The sequence below is a fragment of the Microcoleus sp. S13_C5 genome (assembly GCF_036700845.1).
Lineage (GTDB): Bacteria > Cyanobacteriota > Cyanobacteriia > Cyanobacteriales > Microcoleaceae > Microcoleus.
The window spans coordinates 23464-40121 of record NZ_JAUBPR010000057.1 but is presented as its reverse complement, the minus strand read 5'-3'; the positions used below and the strand labels follow the sequence as shown (position 1 = coordinate 40121).

The window sequence follows — 16658 nt, the reverse complement described above, 5'->3', positions numbered from 1 at the left end:
GGGTCATTTTTTAACGTTATATGCTTGCTATGTAAGCATTATAACCTATTTTTATCGTATTTTATGTTTAAGTCCCGCTAATCGGAATTCCCCAACTGGATTTAACCATTTTTTCCAATAATTCCGCTGTTGGTTCACTTCCATCTTCAAAAGAATAGACGCCAAAATTTGGATCTCGATACTTGCCCCTACCGTTAATCCCAACCAAGAAACCTTTGGCATTAAAAATCGGGTCGCCACTCTTACCGATTTTAACCTCATTTGTATAGCCCAAGCTATAACCTTGAGGCAAAGATTGGGGTAGCAGCACCGAAACGAAGCCTGCGTCACCACCAAAGCCCCAACCTCAGTACCCGCAGGAAAGCCGACTGCCAACACTGGCTCAGACACCGCTCCGGGTTCAAGGCTGAATAGTGCTATTTTATACTCGCTCGCGCTGCGAAACTGAACGATCGCCAGATTCGGTATTGCCCAGCCGCCTCAGAACTCCTAGGAGTGGGTGGAGGAGGCCGTCGTCGGTGACAATTATTTGATCGCTCGTGGGCGTCGCCATAACCTGCTAGTTAGTAAGCACTGTATAGGTTTGACCCTGCTGCCGGACGGACGATCGTCCCAGAACCAGAAGATATTCCCGTCTGGATGCGTACCGCTGTTTGATGCGCCAACTTTTCCACCTCAATCGTGGGAATTGGTGATGGGATGGAAAATTTGCCAATCTTTAAGGCTGTCCGAACGGTGGGGAAAAGGGGGCAGTTGCGCCTCATCATCCATGTTTTCCCCTAGCTTTTCGCTGACATCAATGTAAGGAATTTTACTGGTTTCATCAAAAGACGGCATCCCGACATATCCTTGGCGCCAAGCCAACAAATTATACAAAGAGCCGATCGGGTCTTGGCCGGGTCTGAGAGTATAAATCAAATTTTGACACAGCCCATTGACTTGAGTCGCCGTGCAGATGACGTTCTGACCGTTCATCTGGCCTGCAGTAATGTACTTAAGCATTCGTCGGCGGCGATAGGTTTCGAGGCGTTGACTCACTAATTGACACCGAGTTACCGGATCGTAGCCAGAACCGGAGAAATAATCGGAAGTCCACTCAATCCAAGGCTCTACGGCACCTTGAGCGTTTTGGTACACCGTCACCGGCGCACCGGTCGAGGTACTGCACCAAAATCCACTTTCCCCCGGTGCTCGCCGACCGTAACTCGGTTGAGAAGCAACCGTCAGGCCGCTTAGGGCGATCGCTGTTGCCACCACAACTTTTGTCAAAAATTCCTGTTTCATGATATTTTCACTCTTTTTTAGAGGATTCGGGACAAAAATCACCGAATGCTATAACCCTCTTGACGCCCCTGTTCATTCAAGATCCGCTGACTTGGGAGTAAAGTTATTGGCGACTTGACCAGAAAACAGTTTTTTTTACGAAAACACTTCGTTGCAGCCCTTATGCCTGGTTAAAAAACCCGGTTTCTTCGCTCTTGATGCGTAAGTTTTGATATTGCTCGCGACTTGCACGTTCCCTCTAACCGCGATTTCGGCGCTGTTAAAAAGGCGCTCCGAAGCCGAGCTTAAAATGCGCGCACAAGTCGGAATTCTGTCCTCATTACTACTAATCAAACTCAGGCTTTTACCAACCGGAAAGAGGCTTTTCACCTCAGACCTTGGAAGGGATCGAGTTGCAACGGTACATCACACCACTGAAAAGGTATTTGATATCACTTACGAGCGGGGTCGCGAGCTTGATCTGCTGAGACAGGTAAGCTGCGGGGTTACAGCCCTGATGGGTAAAACCCCTCTTACTTGATCTAACACTAAAATCCAGGTATTAACAAGAACTCTTAACTTGTTTTCATCTCCGTACTGCGGGAAATACTTCTAAGTGAGTGTAATCAGGGTCTAAGTGCTTTCTACCACCAAAATTCACCCTTCATACACTGACGTTTAGTAAAGTATTAAAAACTATGAACCGTATCTGCAAACAGTTAGGATATTTAGGCGTTTGGTTAATTTTGATGGGCGGTAGCAGTTGTTCTAGCTCAGATGCAGCTACCTCAACCGAAAACCAGAGCCCACTCTCAGCAAGCGCCCCTCAGTTCCAACACCTACAGCTAACGGGAAATCAAATTGAGGCTCGATCGAGTCAATTAACGCAGCCTTCTAACTCTGTTGCCTCAGTTTTAGGCAGTGGTACCCTCTCAGTAAATACTGCCACCGTTACGGTTTATAAGGTAGATAATTTGTGTCAAACTTTGAAGCCGGAAACAGTTACAGGCCCAGAGAACCAGTTAATGTCATCGGCGGTTAATGAAGTGTTAAAGCAGCAGATTTTCGATAGTCTTGGTCTGGCTGGTTATCGCCTCAATATCGATCGCGACCTCGGAATAGCTACCGTGGATCTGCGAGCCTCCGGAAATTCGCGTCAGAAATTGCAAAATCTGTCCAGTTGTCAGATGTTAGGTTTGTTCGGGGGCGTGCGCCAAACTTTAACCAGTTATGCTCCTTGGCAAATCAAAACTGTTCGTTTTACAGAGCTTGGAGAGGATATTTTGAGCACCGTTCGAGAATAAGCTATTAAAATTATTGGAGATGGGACTTACGCAATTCTCCCCTTAAAAACAAGGGTTGGGAGAGATTGAACAACCTTCAAACTCTTTGAGATTTGTTGATACTGCTAAGTCCTGTGACCCAAACCCCGGTAATTCCTATGACACTACCTAACGGCCCCAAAGCTCCACCCCTTGTGCAGCTAATTCAATGGATCGGCGATCCGCTGACATTCATGGATAAATGTGCCAAGCAATACGGCGACATTTTCACAGCTCAAGTGAACAACGGGAAACCATTGGTGATGATCCACCACCCGCAAGCTGTCCAGGAGATGCTCAATAGCAGCGCGTTTCACGCTCCAGGCAGCCTGAATAGTATTCTCAAACCCATGCTGGGAGAAGAATCCATGGTTATGGTCTCAGGAGAAAGGCACAAACGATCGCGCCAATTATTGATGCCACCTTTTCACGGGGAACGGATGCGGAATTACGGCCAACTAATTTGCGATATAGCTCAAGATGTTGCCAGCAAGTGGTCGGTCGATCGACCTTTTCTGGCTCGCAGCGCCATGCAGGAAGTCACCATGCGGGTAATCTTGCAAGCTGTCTTCGGCCTCGATGACGGCCCGCGGTTACAAAAACTCAGGCCACTACTTGCCTCATTCGTGGATATGACTGGTTCTCCGTTGCGATCGAGTATGCTGTTTTTCGGCTGGATGCAGCAAGATTGGGGCTCTTGGAGTCCTTGGGGACGCATGAAACAGCGGCAGCGGAAAATTGACGATCTGATCTATGCCGAAATTGAAGAACGCAGACTGCAACCAGACGCCAACCGCACCGACATTCTCAGCTTAATGATGGCCGCGCGCGACGAAAACGGGCAACCAATGACGAATGAAGAATTGCGCGACGAGTTGATGACGCTGCTGTTTGCAGGCCACGAAACCACAGCAACGGCCCTAGCTTGGGCGTTTTACTGGATTCACAGTTTGCCCTCGGTGCGCCAGAAGTTGCTGCAAGAATTAGACAGTTTGGGGGAAAATCCCGACCCGATGGAGATTTTCCGCTTACCTTACCTGAGTGCAGTTTGTCAGGAGACGCTGCGAATTTACCCCGTGGCAATGCTGACGTTTGCGCGAGAAGTTCTCACGCCCGTGGAACTGATGGGACATCAACTCGAACCGGGTACGGTTGTTTTCGCCTCGATTTATTTGACCCACAGGCGGGAGGATTTGTATCCAGAACCCCTGCAATTTAAACCAGAACGGTTTTTGGAGAGACAATTCTCGCCTTACGAGTATTTGCCCTTTGGAGGCGGCAGCCGCCGCTGTATAGGCTTGGCGTTGGCGCAGTTGGAGATGAAACTGGTGCTGGCAACCATTTTGCGGAATTTCGACCTAGTATTGGCCGAGAAAAAGCCCGTACAGGCCAAACGCCGAGGGGTGACTTTAGGGCCTGCCGGCGGCGTGCGGATGACCCTGCTGGGGCGGCGGATGTCGCAGCAGAAGCGTGAACCTGTTGCTACTGGGGTTTAAAGTCGCAACAGTTGCAGCGGGCGATCGAACTTTCAGCTTTGAGTGCAAACAATTTAGCGAGAATGTGCGATCGTCCGCCACTGCCACCATTTTTTGTAGCACCCGCTACAGATAAATAGCTAGAATCCTTAACCTGTAAGCCTCCCCCCTCTCTATTTTCAAATTCTCAGTCTAAAATAGTATGAACCTTGCAAACACAGCCTGAAAGCAAAAGTGGGTGATTGCAATAGTCCTCTTGATATCTCAAAAGCCTCCCTGCCATACTTTAAAAACATATGCATACCCTGTTATTCAGCAAGGTCGGAAGCGTGTTGGCATTGCCTGCAATCTTCCGGCCTCTTTATTTTTTGGGCTACTTCAGGCATTGGGCACAAGATGCAGAAGGCAAGGCAAAAATATAAATTCTCCCCCTGGCCCCATCTGCCCCTGTCCCCAATCTAGAGCTTCTGCCTCTCATTGAAATAGAATGCGACAGCAAGTTTAAGGAATCACTAAGGAATAATTAATAACTTGTTAAATCAGCTCCTTTTGCCCTTCTCTCAATCTTCTGTTTTCAGAAATTCCGATACCGAGACAGACTTCGGGAGACTCTCCAGATCTTGAATTTCGCTTTCGTGGGCAAAAAACTCGACTTCTTTGTCGTCAATCTGGATCTGATAGCTAGCGGTAGCTGTCACAACCCGTCGCTTTTTTTTATCTTCTATTAAAACCCAACACACGACAGGCCTTACCCATCTCTCAACGTGCTGGCTTTGCTTCGTACTCCCAAAGGCATACCAGCCTTTAGCTTCAATAATTTGAAGCACTTTAAAATCATTATTTGCCATATATCTCTATCGCGTTAACTTCAGTATTCTTCTTAGATAGAACGGCTAGCTTGCTAAGCAGGGCAAAGGTTTTACCATTCCAAGCCACACTTGATAACCTGATTTGTCGTCAGGAGAAGTGGGTTGACAGGGCATTGTCTGCGTTGTGGTCTGCTAAATTTAGTGGGATCTTTTTGTACTCTCCCACAATTACCGTAAAGTATCTATACCGCATCCACAAAAATTATTCTCGCATTAGCCTCAACAGCAGCCAACTAGACCTTGGCTAGCTGCATCTAAGTGGATGCCAACTGCTTCTAACGCCTGGTTGGTGAGAGCGATCGCTATACAATCCTGTTCGGACTTTTTACTGCAATCAACTGTCCTTTTTGCCTGATGGGGTAAAACTTAACTAGAGGTTGCCGCTTTCAATTCTAAGCCTCGGCGCGCCTAATTCCTAATTAATTGTATGGTGTAGTTGATAATTGCCAAACCGTCGATCGCACTCAACAGCCGTGTCTAACTCTTCGATTACCATCACCGTTAAACTGTTCGCCGCCTTCGGTGAAGCCTACGGCGTTTCGGAACTTACATTAGAACTTCCTCCCGAAACCCCAGTGTCTCAAGTGCTCGAAAGCTCGATCGCCCAACATCCTCAATTAGAACAATGGCGCGATCGCACCCGCTTCGGTCTCAACCTGGAATTCGTCTCCCCCGACACCATCCTCCAAGACGGCGACGAAGTTGTACTCATCCCCCCCGTCAGCGGCGGGTAGGCTAAGTTGGTTAATCTGAAATGTTGCACCATTCTCAATAAGCTTTTTATGAACAGGCAAGATGCCTGTTCCACAAGAGATGAATTTTCTTGTGGAACAGGCATCTTGCCTGTTCTTGAGAATGGTGCAATATCTCAGTTAATCAAAAATTCCAGGTTTTGTAGTTGTGTTCGATCGCACGACTGCCCATTTGTTAGCCCAAAAAAGATTTATTAAGTTTTGTAACAATTCCGTCGGCAAATCATCCTTGAGATCGATCGGGCTCGCGGGCGGGCCTGACAATCTGGATTCCCAGCCCGATCATGAAAACAAGTCAAATCCTTGTGGGGTGGGCGTCCTGCTCGCCCAAATATCCAAGTTAAATACACCACTGTCTAACTGAAAAGTAACTGTAAAATCAATCCCGACTAAAAAAATCGGGTATGGTTGACGCACTAATTTGAGCGTGGTATTCTGCGAAAAGAATTAACAAACATCGCAAAACTAGAGAGTTGAGCTATGACCCAGGCGACCAGAACCCAATCCACAGCAGCAACCTTCACAGCCCTTAAGTGTAAAGAATGTGGCGAAGAGTACGAACTCCAAGCCAAGCACGTCTGCGATTGCTGTTTTGGCCCGCTTGAAGTCAAGTACGACTACGACGCCATCCGCCGCACCGTCACTCGCCAAACCATCCAAGCCGGCCCCAACTCGATCTGGCGCTACCGCGCATTTTTACCAGTCGCTACAGATAACGTCATCGATGTCGGCACTGGGATGACTCCTCTATTAAAATCCCACCGCTTGGCGCGCCGCCTCGGTCTAAAAAATCTTTATATTAAAAACGATGCCGTCAATATGCCCACTCTTAGCTTTAAAGACAGAGTGGTGTCAGTCGCCCTCAGCAGAGCGAGAGAATTGGGTTTCACAACTGTATCCTGCGCCAGCACCGGCAATTTAGCTAACTCTACGGCGGCGATCGCCGCCCATGCCGGACTCGACTGCGTAGTCTTCATCCCCTCCGACTTAGAAGCAGGCAAAGTCCTCGGCACTCTGATTTACAATCCAACTGTCATGGCAGTTCACGGCAACTACGATCAAGTTAACCGCCTCTGTTGCGAAGTCGCCAATACACATGGCTGGGGATTTGTCAATATCAACTTGCGCCCCTACTATTCCGAAGGCTCAAAAACCCTCGGCTACGAAGTTGCCGAACAGCTAGGCTGGCAATTGCCCGATCACATCGTCGCTCCCCTCGCCTCCGGCTCTTTGTTCACAAAAATTTACAAAGGTTTTCAAGAATTCACCGAAGTCGGTTTAGTGGATGAAAAGAAAGTTCGGTTCAGCGGCGCCCAAGCTGACGGCTGTTCCCCCATCGCCCAAGCCTTCCGCGAAGGCCGTGATTTCGTCAAACCGGTGAAACCGAATACAATTGCTAAGTCGATCGCGATCGGCAATCCAGCCGACGGTATGTACGCCTTGGAAATCGCCCGCAAAACCAACGGCAACATTGAATCCGTCAGTGACACCGAAATCATCGAAGGCATGAAACTGCTAGCAGAAACTGAAGGCATATTCACAGAAACTGCAGGTGGCACGACCATCGCAGTCTTGAAGAAACTCGTAGAAGCAGGTAAAATCAATCCCGATGAAACCACCGTCGCTTACATCACCGGCAACGGTTTGAAAACGCAAGAAGCAGTTCAAGGCTACATCGGCGAACCCATCACCCTCGAACCGAAACTAGAAGCGTTCGAGCGCGCCCTAGAACGCGCCCGCACGCTCGAACGCTTAGAATGGCAACAAGTTTCGGTTTAACAGCTATTAGTCAATAGTCGGTAGTCATTAGTTATTGGTTGTTAAGCTGTTGACTGATGATTACTGACTGATCGCTGATGACTAATGACTGAGGACTAATAACTAATAAATGACTACTGACTAAGGACTAAAAAAATGACCGTCAAAGTTTTAATTCCCACTCCCCTGCAAAAATTTACCAACAATCAAGCCACCATCGAATGCGCCGGCGATAACATTTCCGAACTAATTGAATCCCTGGAAACAAATTGTCCCGGCATCAAAAAAAGCCTGTGCGACGAAAAGGGAGAACCCCGCAGATTTCTCAACTTTTACGTCAACAGCGAAGACATCCGCTTTTTGGATGGCTCAAAAACAGCCCTCCAAGATGGCGATGAAGTCAGCATTGTTCCTGCTGTTGCTGGTGGCTGATTAATTTTAAAATGTAGATTGAGGCAGACGAACGCAAATGAACGCAGATAGATTTAAATAACTATCTGCGTTCATTTGCGTTTTATGAAATCAAATCTAGGTTTGTAGTAGCGCTTGGGTACTCAAGCGCTACTACAAACCTAAAACTTATTTCTTTGTTCGCAGTGCGTCAGGAAATTATCGCACTAGGAAGCTGCCCTTGCAGCAGTCCGCGGACGGCGCCGGCCCGTCACCTGATTGGCAGGGGATGGCAAGGATGGGGATGATGGGGATGATGGCGATGCCGATGATGGCGAGGATAATAGCTTAGGTGCTTCCAGGGAACCTGGAGATACTGCTGCCTTTTCCGATCGCACTGCTTCTTCAGGAATTTGCATCAGGAATACCAGCAGCGGATTGCTTTGAAGTTCCCGGCGCATCACTCGCTGAATAGCCTTTTCTATTTGCGTTTGAACTCCTACCCAGTCAACATCAACTTGCGAGTCAGCAGTGGCGGGTTTGACAAATTCTGACCAGCGATCGCTCAAAACTGTTTCAATGGTTTGAGTGATTAATCCGATCACCTCCGTGCGATCGGCTGAGGTCACTACACCTTTCAAGTGAACTTCTGGTTTGGCCACTAATTTGCCTTCCCAATTCAAAGCCGCCGCTACAGTTACAACGCCATCTCCCGCCAACTGCTGACGTTCCTTCAGGACGCTGGCTTTGACAACCCCCGATCGAGAAGCATCTACTAATTCAATTCCTGAAGGCACTGTACCGCTCACTCGTATCGAATTTTCGGTCAATTCTACGACATCGCCGTTGTCAATAACCACCATATTGCTAGCGGGAATGCCCATGCTTTGAGCCGTCTTGGAGTGCTGGATCAGCATCCGGTGTTCCCCGTGAACCGGCAAGAAGAACTTGGGACGAGTCATGTTAATCATTAACTTTTGGTCTTCTTGACAGCCGTGACCCGAAACGTGAATGCCTTTGTCGCGGCCGTAAACCACGTGTGCTCCCAGCATCATCAGTTTATCGATCGTGTTTACCACTGCGATCGTATTTCCCGGAATCGGATTAGCTGAGAAAATGACTGTATCGCCCTTTCTGATTTTCAGTTCGTGATGTTCGCCGTTAGCAATGCGAGTCATCGCCGCCATTGGTTCGCCTTGAGAACCTGTAGTTAAAATCAGCACCTTGTCTTCAGCCAAATTGCGGATTTCTTTCAGGGGTTTGAAAATACTATCTTCGCATTTGATGTAGCCGAGATTGCGGCAGTGAGCGATGACGTTAAGCATCGACCGGCCAACCACTCCGACATACCGATTGTTTTTCTTAGCCAAGTCCAAAACAATTTGCAATCGGTGTACCGACGAAGCAAAAGTCGTCAGCATCACTCGTCCCGGTGCTTGAGCGATAATTCTGTCTAAATTCGGCGCCACTGAACTTTCCGAAGCGGTAAAACCGGGAACTTCCGAGTTAGTAGAATCGCTGATCAAGCACAGCACGCCTTTCTCGCCGTACTCGGCCAGCTTTTGCAAATCAAAATGCTCGCCGTCTACAGGAGTGTGGTCAATTTTAAAGTCTCCCGTGTGGATCACAATTCCGACTGGAGTGTGAATTGCCACCGTAAAACTGTCGGCCATCGAGTGAGTGTTGCGGATGTATTCGACTAAGAAATTCTTGCCAATTCTGACAGTATCCCTGGGTCGAACAGTTCTCAATTCAGTGCGGTGAGACACTCCCGCTTCTTCCAATTTTCCGGCTAGCAAAGCCATCGCCAAACGGGGGCCGTAAATGACCGGAATTTCAAATTGTTTGAGGTGGTAAGGGATACCGCCTATGTGGTCTTCGTGACCGTGAGTCACGATCATACCTTTAATTTTGTGGCTGTTTTCTCGCAGGTAAGTCATGTCTGGGAGGACAATATTTACCCCGTGCATTCCATCTGTCGGGAACGCTAAACCGGCATCTAAAAGAATTATTTCGTCGCCGTACTCGAACACACAAGTGTTTTTACCGATTTCGTGCAGCCCGCCGAGGGGAATAACTTTTAGAGCAGATGCAGTTGTATTTTTGATCATGCGTATCCTTTGTTAGTTATTTTTGTTATTGGTCTGTGGTCTGTGGTCTTTCGTCTTTCGTCTACTGTTCGTTGGTAGGGCGATATTTTTCCAAATATTTATGGAAAACTCCCTGGCGGGTTTTACTATCCCGTACAGTCAGTTGTCTTTGGCCTTCATTCTTCTATCTTCAGTCTTTAATCCTTGACTGTTAGCTACTTACTAACACTTAATTACTAATGACTGATGACTCTGAACTAATGACTGATAACAACCAATATTCAGTTGTCTGAAAACTCGTTCTCGCTCGTCTTGCTAGCTGATACTGCTGCTAGCTGACTCAGTACGTCCTTTAACTTTTGAGTTACCTCAAGGGGGGGATCGCACAGGGGCGGACGGGTGGAGCCTACATCCCAGCCTTGAAGTTTAAGAGCTGTCTTGACGGGAATGGGATTTGTGGTGAGAAAAAGAGCTTTAAACAGGTCAAAAAGTTGCAAGTGAATCTGGGTAGCGACTTGAACTTGACCGGCCTCGAAAGCTTTGATCATCTGTTGCAGTTGCTCTCCTACCAGATGGCTGGCTACGCTAACTACACCAGATCCTCCTACCGCCAACATTGGCAAAGTTAGGGAATCATCTCCAGAATAGATGGCAAATTCAGGGGATGTCAAGCACCGAATTTGACTTGCTTGATCCAAGTTGCCACTGGCTTCTTTTACGGCCACAATATTGGGGATTTCTGCCAATCTAGCCACCGTCTCCGGCAACATATTCTGACCAGTGCGACCGGGGATGTTATATAACATTATAGGCAATTCTGGAGCAGATTGCGCGATCGCCCGAAAATGATTATATAAACCTTCTTGCGGCGGTTTGTTGTAATAAGGAACCACCTGCAAACAACCATCTAACCCTAGTTTAGCTGCTTTTTTCGTAGCTGCTACTGCTTCTGAAGTAGAATTCGATCCGGCTCCTGCGATTACCAACGCCTTACCGATCACCGCCTTTTGTACCACCTGAAATAATTCGTACTCTTCATCCCAGGTCATAGTGGGAGACTCGCCAGTAGTGCCGCACACTACCAAGCTATCTGTACCGCGATCGGCTAAATGAACTGCCAATTGTTCTGCTACCGCATAGTTAACGCTGCCGTCTTCCTTAAACGGCGTAATCATTGCAGTCAGAACCCGTCCAAACTTTACCACACTTTCTCCGATTTTAGACTGTTGATTTTTGATTTTAAATTTTTGATTTCAGATGAAAGGTTTATCTAAAATCCCCAATTTCAATTTCCTAATTGCCAGGGTTCCCCCTATTTAGAAGCCGCCGCCACTTGGGTTCGCAACAAATCTTTTTGGGCCAGCAACTCAGCTATCTGCACCGCATTTAAAGCCGCCCCTTTGCGGATTTGATCGCCAGACAGCCACATTTCCAACCCGCAGGGGTGAGAAATATCTTGGCGAATCCTGCCGACTAACACGTCATCCTTACCGCTGGCCTCGACAGGCATCGGGAAATAATTAGCTTGCCAGTCTTCTACCAGCTTAACCCCGCTTGCCTGCTTTAAGATTTCCCTGGCCTCGATCGCGCTAAAAGGCTCTGCAAACTCTAGATTAATCGCTTCCGAATGAGCGCGGAGTACGGGAACCCGCACACAAGTTGCCGTAATTTTAATCTCGTCCGTACCAAATATCTTCCGAGTTTCGTTTACCATTTTCATCTCTTCTTCACAATACCCTAAATCATTAATCGGGGTGTTGTGCGGAAACAAATTAAATGCTAAGGGGTAGGGAAATATATCTGTTTGGGGCGTTTCCCCCTGCAAAATTGCTCTTGCTTGAGCTTTCATTTCCTCCATTGCCCTTGCCCCCGCCCCGCTGGCAGACTGGTAAGTTGCTACAACGATGCGCTGTATCGGCCTAACTTTGTGAAGTGGCCAAACGGCAACTGCCATCAAAATAGTCGTGCAGTTGGGATTAGCAATTATACCTCGGTGAGCAGCAGCCGCTTGGGGATTGACTTCTGGAACCACTAGCGGTACGTTCGCATCCATGCGGAAGGCGCTAGAATTGTCAATTACCACGGCTCCGGCTGCCACCGCTTGCGGAGCCCATAACTTAGATGTAGAGCCACCGGCAGAGGCGAGCACCAGATCTACATTATCAAACGATCGCGCCGAAACTGCTTCGACCGGCAGCATCTCACTGGCAAAAGGCAAAGTTTTGCCTGCTGAACGTTCCGAAGCCAGCAGCTTCAAGTTAGAAATCGGAAAACTCCGGCTGTGCAATAGTTCTAGCAACTCTGCCCCGACTGCGCCGGTGGCTCCTAAAATGGCAACTCGATAGGATTGAGACAAATTAGTTTCCTCCAAAAATTAAAGTCTAAAGGATCGAAATCAAAAATTTAAATAACTGCAATTCTCAATATCAAACTTAATTAATGTTATGCGATATCAGCAGCATGAGAGGATAGCAATGGTGCAGTTAACCTAAAAGAGCGATCGGACTTCCCGATTGATCCGTGCGATCGTACCCAGTGCCAGTTTAGCATCTTTTGCCAATCGCCCACGCCCAATCCGCATCCGGTTAAGTTTTGCGATATATCTGCATTTTCGCAGGCGCATCCATTGACTTTGACTGGCCGCAGAGACCGGCAAGATTGACAGCACAGGGCGATATGTGCTATGGTGCATCGGCAATTAGTGGACTTAACCTCCACATTCCTAGCAGCAAAAGCTAGTATCCTCAAACCAAAACTATTTGGCAAGAGCCAAAAAAGTAGCCGGCAATGACTTACAGTCTCATCCGGTAAAGGTGTTGTAGTTGTGCCGTTACGAGTCAAAGCGTACAAAATTAAAATGCAGGCAAAGTCAGATTTGTATGTATTTTATTACACTATTGTTAAATATCAAAAAAGCCGATGAAAGTAACCCAGGAAAAACTTCCAGCTAGCCAAATTGGTCTGGAAATCGAAGTACCGTCAGAAAAGTCAAAACAAGCTTACGAGCAAGTAATTAAACAATTTGCTCGCGAGGTTAATATTCCTGGGTTCCGCAAAGGCAAAGTTCCCCGTCAAGTTTTGCTACAGCGCCTAGGCCAGACTCGCTTGAAGGCGACGGCTTTGGAAAATTTGATTAATGATTCTCTGCAAAAAGCCCTCGAACAAGAAAAAATTGCCGCAATTGGCAGTTTTGAACTTCGCACCGAGTTTGAAGAATTACTAGCTAAGTTCGATCCAGAACAGCCTCTGATTTTTTCGGCGAAGGTTGATGTGCAACCCGAAGTGAAAATGGGTCAGTACACAGGTTTGCAGCTTCAAGCAGAAGAAGCTAAGTATGATGAGGCTCAGGTAGATGAGGTACTGGCAAAATATCGATCGGACAAAGCTACTTTAATCCCCGTAGAAGGCCGGCCGGCTCAGTTGGGAGACACGGCTTTGGTTGATTTCTCCGGTAGATTTGCCGAAGCACCGGAAGGCGAAACTCCCGCAGAAATCCCCGGCGGTGAAGCAGAAGACTTCCAAGTAGAATTGTCGGAAAATCAGTTTGTACCGGGCTTTATCGAAGGCATGATCGGAATGAATCCGGGAGAAACTAGAGAAGTTTCTGTGCAGTTCCCAGATGAGTATAGCAGTGAAGAATTAGCCGGAAAACCCGCAGTCTTTACGATTACTCTCAAAGAACTTAAGGAAAAAGAATTGCCGGAGTTGGACGACGACTTCGCCCAAGAAGTCAGCGAGTTTGAAACTTTAGCAGAACTGCGCGAATCGCTAGAAACTCGGTTTAAAGCAGACCAAGAAAACAAGACATCAGCTAATAAGGAAAAAGCTATATCAGCAGCACTCGCGCAGCTAATAGAAGTGGAAATTCCTGAAACAATGGTCGATCGCGAAATCGATTATTTGTTGAATCAACAAGCCCTCCAATTGAAAAATTACGGCATAGATATCAACCAACTGTTTACTGAAGAAAATATGGGCCCGATGCGGGAACGCTCGCGCCCGGAAGCAATCGAGCGCCTCAAGCAGAATTTAGCTCTGGCAGAAGTAGCCAAGCTGGAATCCTTATCTGTTGAACCAGCAGAAGTAGCAGCAGAAGTAGCAAAAATCAGAAAGCAGTTTCCCAAAGGAGATTTTGATCCCCAAAGGTTGCAGGAATTTGTAGCAGAAGACTTGCTCAAACAAAAAACCCTGAAATGGTTGGAAGAAAAAGGAACAATCGAACTCGTACATGAAGGCTCTCTGACTCCTGCTGCAGAAGAATCAGAAGAATCGGACGCTGAAGATTCAGCAGAAGCAGCCACGAGCGTTGAAGTGGAAGTCGTAGGCGAAGAATAGAACTTAATGTCTTCAAATGTCCTAATTGGGGGCATGAAATCAACCGTGATTTTAACGGCGCACCTGAGCCTTAACTACAAGCTTCGGGTGCGCCTGATCCTCACTAAAAGCTCGGGGTGTCCACTAGAAGCAGCGATGATTTACAACTGAGTATTTTAACTCATTCACCCCGCGAGCCTTGCGAGTCACTCCAGCGTTGCGCCCAGCGCAGAAAGCAATTTCAGAACTCAAAACTCCCATTCCCCCGATATCCGTTCAGAAGAGGCATAATAGTTAAAAGCTGGCGGCTTAATTTAAAGCTTTCATCAGCAGCAGCAAATTGTCTAGAATCCTTGACTGGTGTCTTATGGTTGTATCTCAATCTTCCAATTACCTAATTACAAGCTATAACGATTTTGATGTCAGTTCCAGCCCCAGCAATGTAGTGCCGATGGTACTAGAACAGTCGGGGATGGGCGAGCGGGCTTTTGACATTTACTCGCGCTTGCTGCGGGAGCGAATTGTGTTTTTAGGAACTCCCGTAACCGACGAAGTTGCTGACTCAATAGTGGCTCAGCTATTGTATCTGGATGCCGAAGACCCAGAAAAAGATGTCCAAATGTACATAAATTCCCCCGGCGGCTCGGTGACGGCCGGCATGGCAATTTATGACACAATGCAGCAAATCCGCCCGGATGTGGTGACGATTTGTTACGGTTTGGCAGCGAGTATGGGCGCATTTCTACTGACAGCAGGAGCCCACGGTAAGCGGATGTCTCTTCCGAGTTCCCGGATTATGATTCACCAGCCGCTTGGAGGCGCTCAAGGTCAAGCAGTTGATATTGAGATTCAAGCCAAAGAAATCCTTTATCATAAGCGTAAGCTGAATCAACTGCTAGCGCACCACACAGGCCAACCGATCGACAAATTAGAGGCTGATACAGAGCGCGACTTTTTTATGTCAGCCGAGGAAGCCAAAAATTACGGTTTGGTCGATCGAGTTATCGCTAAGGAAAACCTTCCGACGGCGGGAGAGAATGTCACTGCACTGAATTAAGAGGCTGTTATGTCTAAGTACGACTCCCATCTAAAATGTTCGTTTTGTGGCAAGTCTCAAGAGCAAGTACGCAAGTTGATCGCAGGGCCAGGGGTGTATATCTGCGACGAATGCGTAGACTTGTGCAATGAAATTTTAGATGAGGAGTTGTTTGATTCGAGTGCAGTGCCCGCAGCGGCGGTGGCCCCGAAGCAGGAAACGACGCAAAAGCGCCGCGCTACTTCGGGCAAAAGTATGTCTCTGAGCCAAATTCCCAAGCCGAGGGAAATTAAAAACTATCTCGACGAAAATGCGATCGGGCAAGATGAGGCGAAAAAGGTGCTCTCGGTGGCTGTTTACAACCACTACAAGCGCCTCAGCTTTATCCATGCCAAAAATAGCGGCAAGCACCCGCCGGAAGAAGTAGAACTGCAAAAATCGAATATTTTGTTAATCGGGCCGACGGGCTGCGGCAAAACTCTGCTGGCTCAGACTTTGGCGGATATGCTAGACGTGCCGTTTGCGGTGGCTGACGCGACGACGCTGACGGAAGCGGGCTATGTCGGGGAAGATGTGGAAAATATTTTGCTGCGGCTGCTGCAAGTGGCAGATATGGACGTGGAAGAGGCGCAGCGCGGAATTATTTATATTGATGAAATTGACAAAATTGCCCGCAAGAGCGAAAATCCTTCGATTACCCGGGATGTGTCTGGGGAAGGCGTGCAGCAGGCGCTGTTGAAAATGCTCGAGGGGACGATCGCCAATGTACCTCCCCAAGGCGGCCGCAAGCATCCCTATCAAGACTGCATCCAAATTGATACCAGCAATATCATGTTTATTTGCGGCGGCGCTTTTGTCGGTCTGGAGAAAGTGATAGAGCAGAGAACTGGCAAAAAGTCAATGGGTTTTATTCAGCCCGGAGAGGCTCAGCCGAAGGAAAAGCGGGCTGCTGATGTACTCAAGCAACTGGAACCGGATGATTTGGTGAAGTTTGGGATGATTCCTGAGTTTATTGGGCGGGTGCCGGTGGCGGCGGTGTTAGAGCCCCTGGATGAGGAAACGCTGATGGCGATTTTGACTGAGCCGCGCAATGCTTTGGTTAAGCAGTATCAAAAGCTGCTGAAGATGGATAATGTGCAGTTGGACTTTAAGCCGGATGCGATTCGGGCGATCGCCCAGGAAGCATACCGCCGCAAAACTGGAGCGCGGGCGCTGCGGGGAATTGTCGAAGAATTGATGTTGGATGTGATGTACGAGTTGCCGTCGCGCAAGGATGTTGCCCGGTGTACGATTACTAAGGAAATGGTCGAGAAGCGATCGACGGCTGAGTTGTTGGTACTTCCGTCTTCGCTGCCCAAGCCAGAGTCAGCTTAAAAGTAGATATTCACA

General features: G+C 47.9%; 16 protein-coding genes. 8 read left to right on the top strand and 8 right to left on the bottom strand.

Annotated elements, in window-relative coordinates:
• Positions 1 to 67 precede the first annotated feature (67 nt).
• From QUA04_RS16415 to QUA04_RS16405, 3 genes are all read right to left on the bottom strand, one after another.
• Complete coding sequence (locus QUA04_RS16415; RefSeq protein ID WP_333258374.1) at positions 68 to 310, bottom strand: hypothetical protein; 243 nt, start codon at positions 308 to 310, stop codon at positions 68 to 70.
• Positions 311 to 421: 111 nt separating this feature from the next.
• Positions 422 to 553, bottom strand: coding sequence for a hypothetical protein (locus tag QUA04_RS16410; protein ID WP_333258373.1), 132 nt, complete (start codon positions 551 to 553; stop codon positions 422 to 424).
• A 122-nt stretch (positions 554 to 675) separates the two neighbouring features.
• Entirely contained in the window at positions 676 to 1284 is a 609-nt protein-coding gene (locus tag QUA04_RS16405) for a COP23 domain-containing protein (RefSeq protein ID WP_333258372.1), read from the bottom strand.
• Positions 1285 to 1961: 677 nt separating this feature from the next.
• Here QUA04_RS16405 and QUA04_RS16400 point away from each other — a divergent pair.
• Positions 1962 to 2567: a hypothetical protein gene (locus tag QUA04_RS16400; RefSeq protein WP_333258371.1), complete on the top strand. Its 606-nt coding sequence runs from the start codon at positions 1962 to 1964 to the stop codon at positions 2565 to 2567.
• A gap of 137 nt (positions 2568 to 2704) precedes the next feature.
• On the top strand, positions 2705 to 4081 hold the full coding sequence (locus QUA04_RS16395; RefSeq protein WP_333258370.1) for a cytochrome P450: 1377 nt from the start codon (positions 2705 to 2707) through the stop codon (positions 4079 to 4081).
• 539 nt (positions 4082 to 4620) lie between these two features.
• Here QUA04_RS16395 and QUA04_RS16390 read toward each other — a convergent pair.
• Positions 4621 to 4908: a hypothetical protein gene (locus QUA04_RS16390; protein ID WP_006632921.1), complete on the bottom strand. Its 288-nt coding sequence runs from the start codon at positions 4906 to 4908 to the stop codon at positions 4621 to 4623.
• 494 nt (positions 4909 to 5402) lie between these two features.
• On the opposite strand from QUA04_RS16390, the gene QUA04_RS16385 reads away from it, so the two are divergent.
• The 3 genes from QUA04_RS16385 to QUA04_RS16375 all read left to right on the top strand — a co-directional run bounded on the left by QUA04_RS16385 (position 5403) and on the right by QUA04_RS16375 (position 7871).
• Positions 5403 to 5663: a MoaD/ThiS family protein gene (locus tag QUA04_RS16385; RefSeq protein WP_333258369.1), complete on the top strand. Its 261-nt coding sequence runs from the start codon at positions 5403 to 5405 to the stop codon at positions 5661 to 5663.
• Between the two features lie 498 nt (positions 5664 to 6161).
• Complete coding sequence (thrC, locus tag QUA04_RS16380) at positions 6162 to 7460, top strand: threonine synthase (protein ID WP_333258368.1); 1299 nt, start codon at positions 6162 to 6164, stop codon at positions 7458 to 7460.
• A gap of 135 nt (positions 7461 to 7595) precedes the next feature.
• Positions 7596 to 7871, top strand: a complete 276-nt coding sequence (locus tag QUA04_RS16375; RefSeq protein ID WP_006632924.1) for a MoaD/ThiS family protein — start codon at positions 7596 to 7598, stop codon at positions 7869 to 7871.
• A 185-nt stretch (positions 7872 to 8056) separates the two neighbouring features.
• Here the strand turns inward: QUA04_RS16375 and QUA04_RS16370 are convergent, their stop codons facing one another.
• The 4 genes from QUA04_RS16370 to QUA04_RS16355 form a co-directional block, all read right to left on the bottom strand.
• A complete protein-coding gene (locus QUA04_RS16370) occupies positions 8057 to 9940 on the bottom strand; it encodes a ribonuclease J (protein ID WP_333258367.1) in 1884 nt (627 codons plus the stop codon).
• A gap of 260 nt (positions 9941 to 10200) precedes the next feature.
• On the bottom strand, positions 10201 to 11124 hold the full coding sequence (gene dapA, locus QUA04_RS16365; RefSeq protein ID WP_333258366.1) for a 4-hydroxy-tetrahydrodipicolinate synthase: 924 nt from the start codon (positions 11122 to 11124) through the stop codon (positions 10201 to 10203).
• A gap of 107 nt (positions 11125 to 11231) precedes the next feature.
• Positions 11232 to 12275 carry an aspartate-semialdehyde dehydrogenase gene (locus tag QUA04_RS16360; RefSeq protein ID WP_333258365.1) on the bottom strand — a complete coding sequence of 348 codons (1044 nt, stop codon included), beginning with the start codon at positions 12273 to 12275 and terminating at the stop codon, positions 11232 to 11234.
• 132 nt (positions 12276 to 12407) lie between these two features.
• Entirely contained in the window at positions 12408 to 12611 is a 204-nt protein-coding gene (locus tag QUA04_RS16355) for a hypothetical protein (protein ID WP_333258364.1), read from the bottom strand.
• Positions 12612 to 12838: 227 nt separating this feature from the next.
• Here QUA04_RS16355 and tig point away from each other — a divergent pair, with 227 nt between their 5' ends.
• From tig to clpX, 3 genes are all read left to right on the top strand, one after another.
• Positions 12839 to 14254 carry a trigger factor gene (tig, locus tag QUA04_RS16350; RefSeq protein ID WP_333258363.1) on the top strand — a complete coding sequence of 472 codons (1416 nt, stop codon included), beginning with the start codon at positions 12839 to 12841 and terminating at the stop codon, positions 14252 to 14254.
• A gap of 346 nt (positions 14255 to 14600) precedes the next feature.
• A complete protein-coding gene (gene clpP / locus QUA04_RS16345; protein WP_333041644.1) occupies positions 14601 to 15290 on the top strand; it encodes an ATP-dependent Clp endopeptidase proteolytic subunit ClpP in 690 nt (229 codons plus the stop codon).
• Positions 15291 to 15299: 9 nt separating this feature from the next.
• Positions 15300 to 16643, top strand: a complete 1344-nt coding sequence (gene clpX / locus QUA04_RS16340; RefSeq protein WP_172188019.1) for an ATP-dependent protease ATP-binding subunit ClpX — start codon at positions 15300 to 15302, stop codon at positions 16641 to 16643.
• The last annotated feature ends 15 nt before the right edge of the window (positions 16644 to 16658 follow it).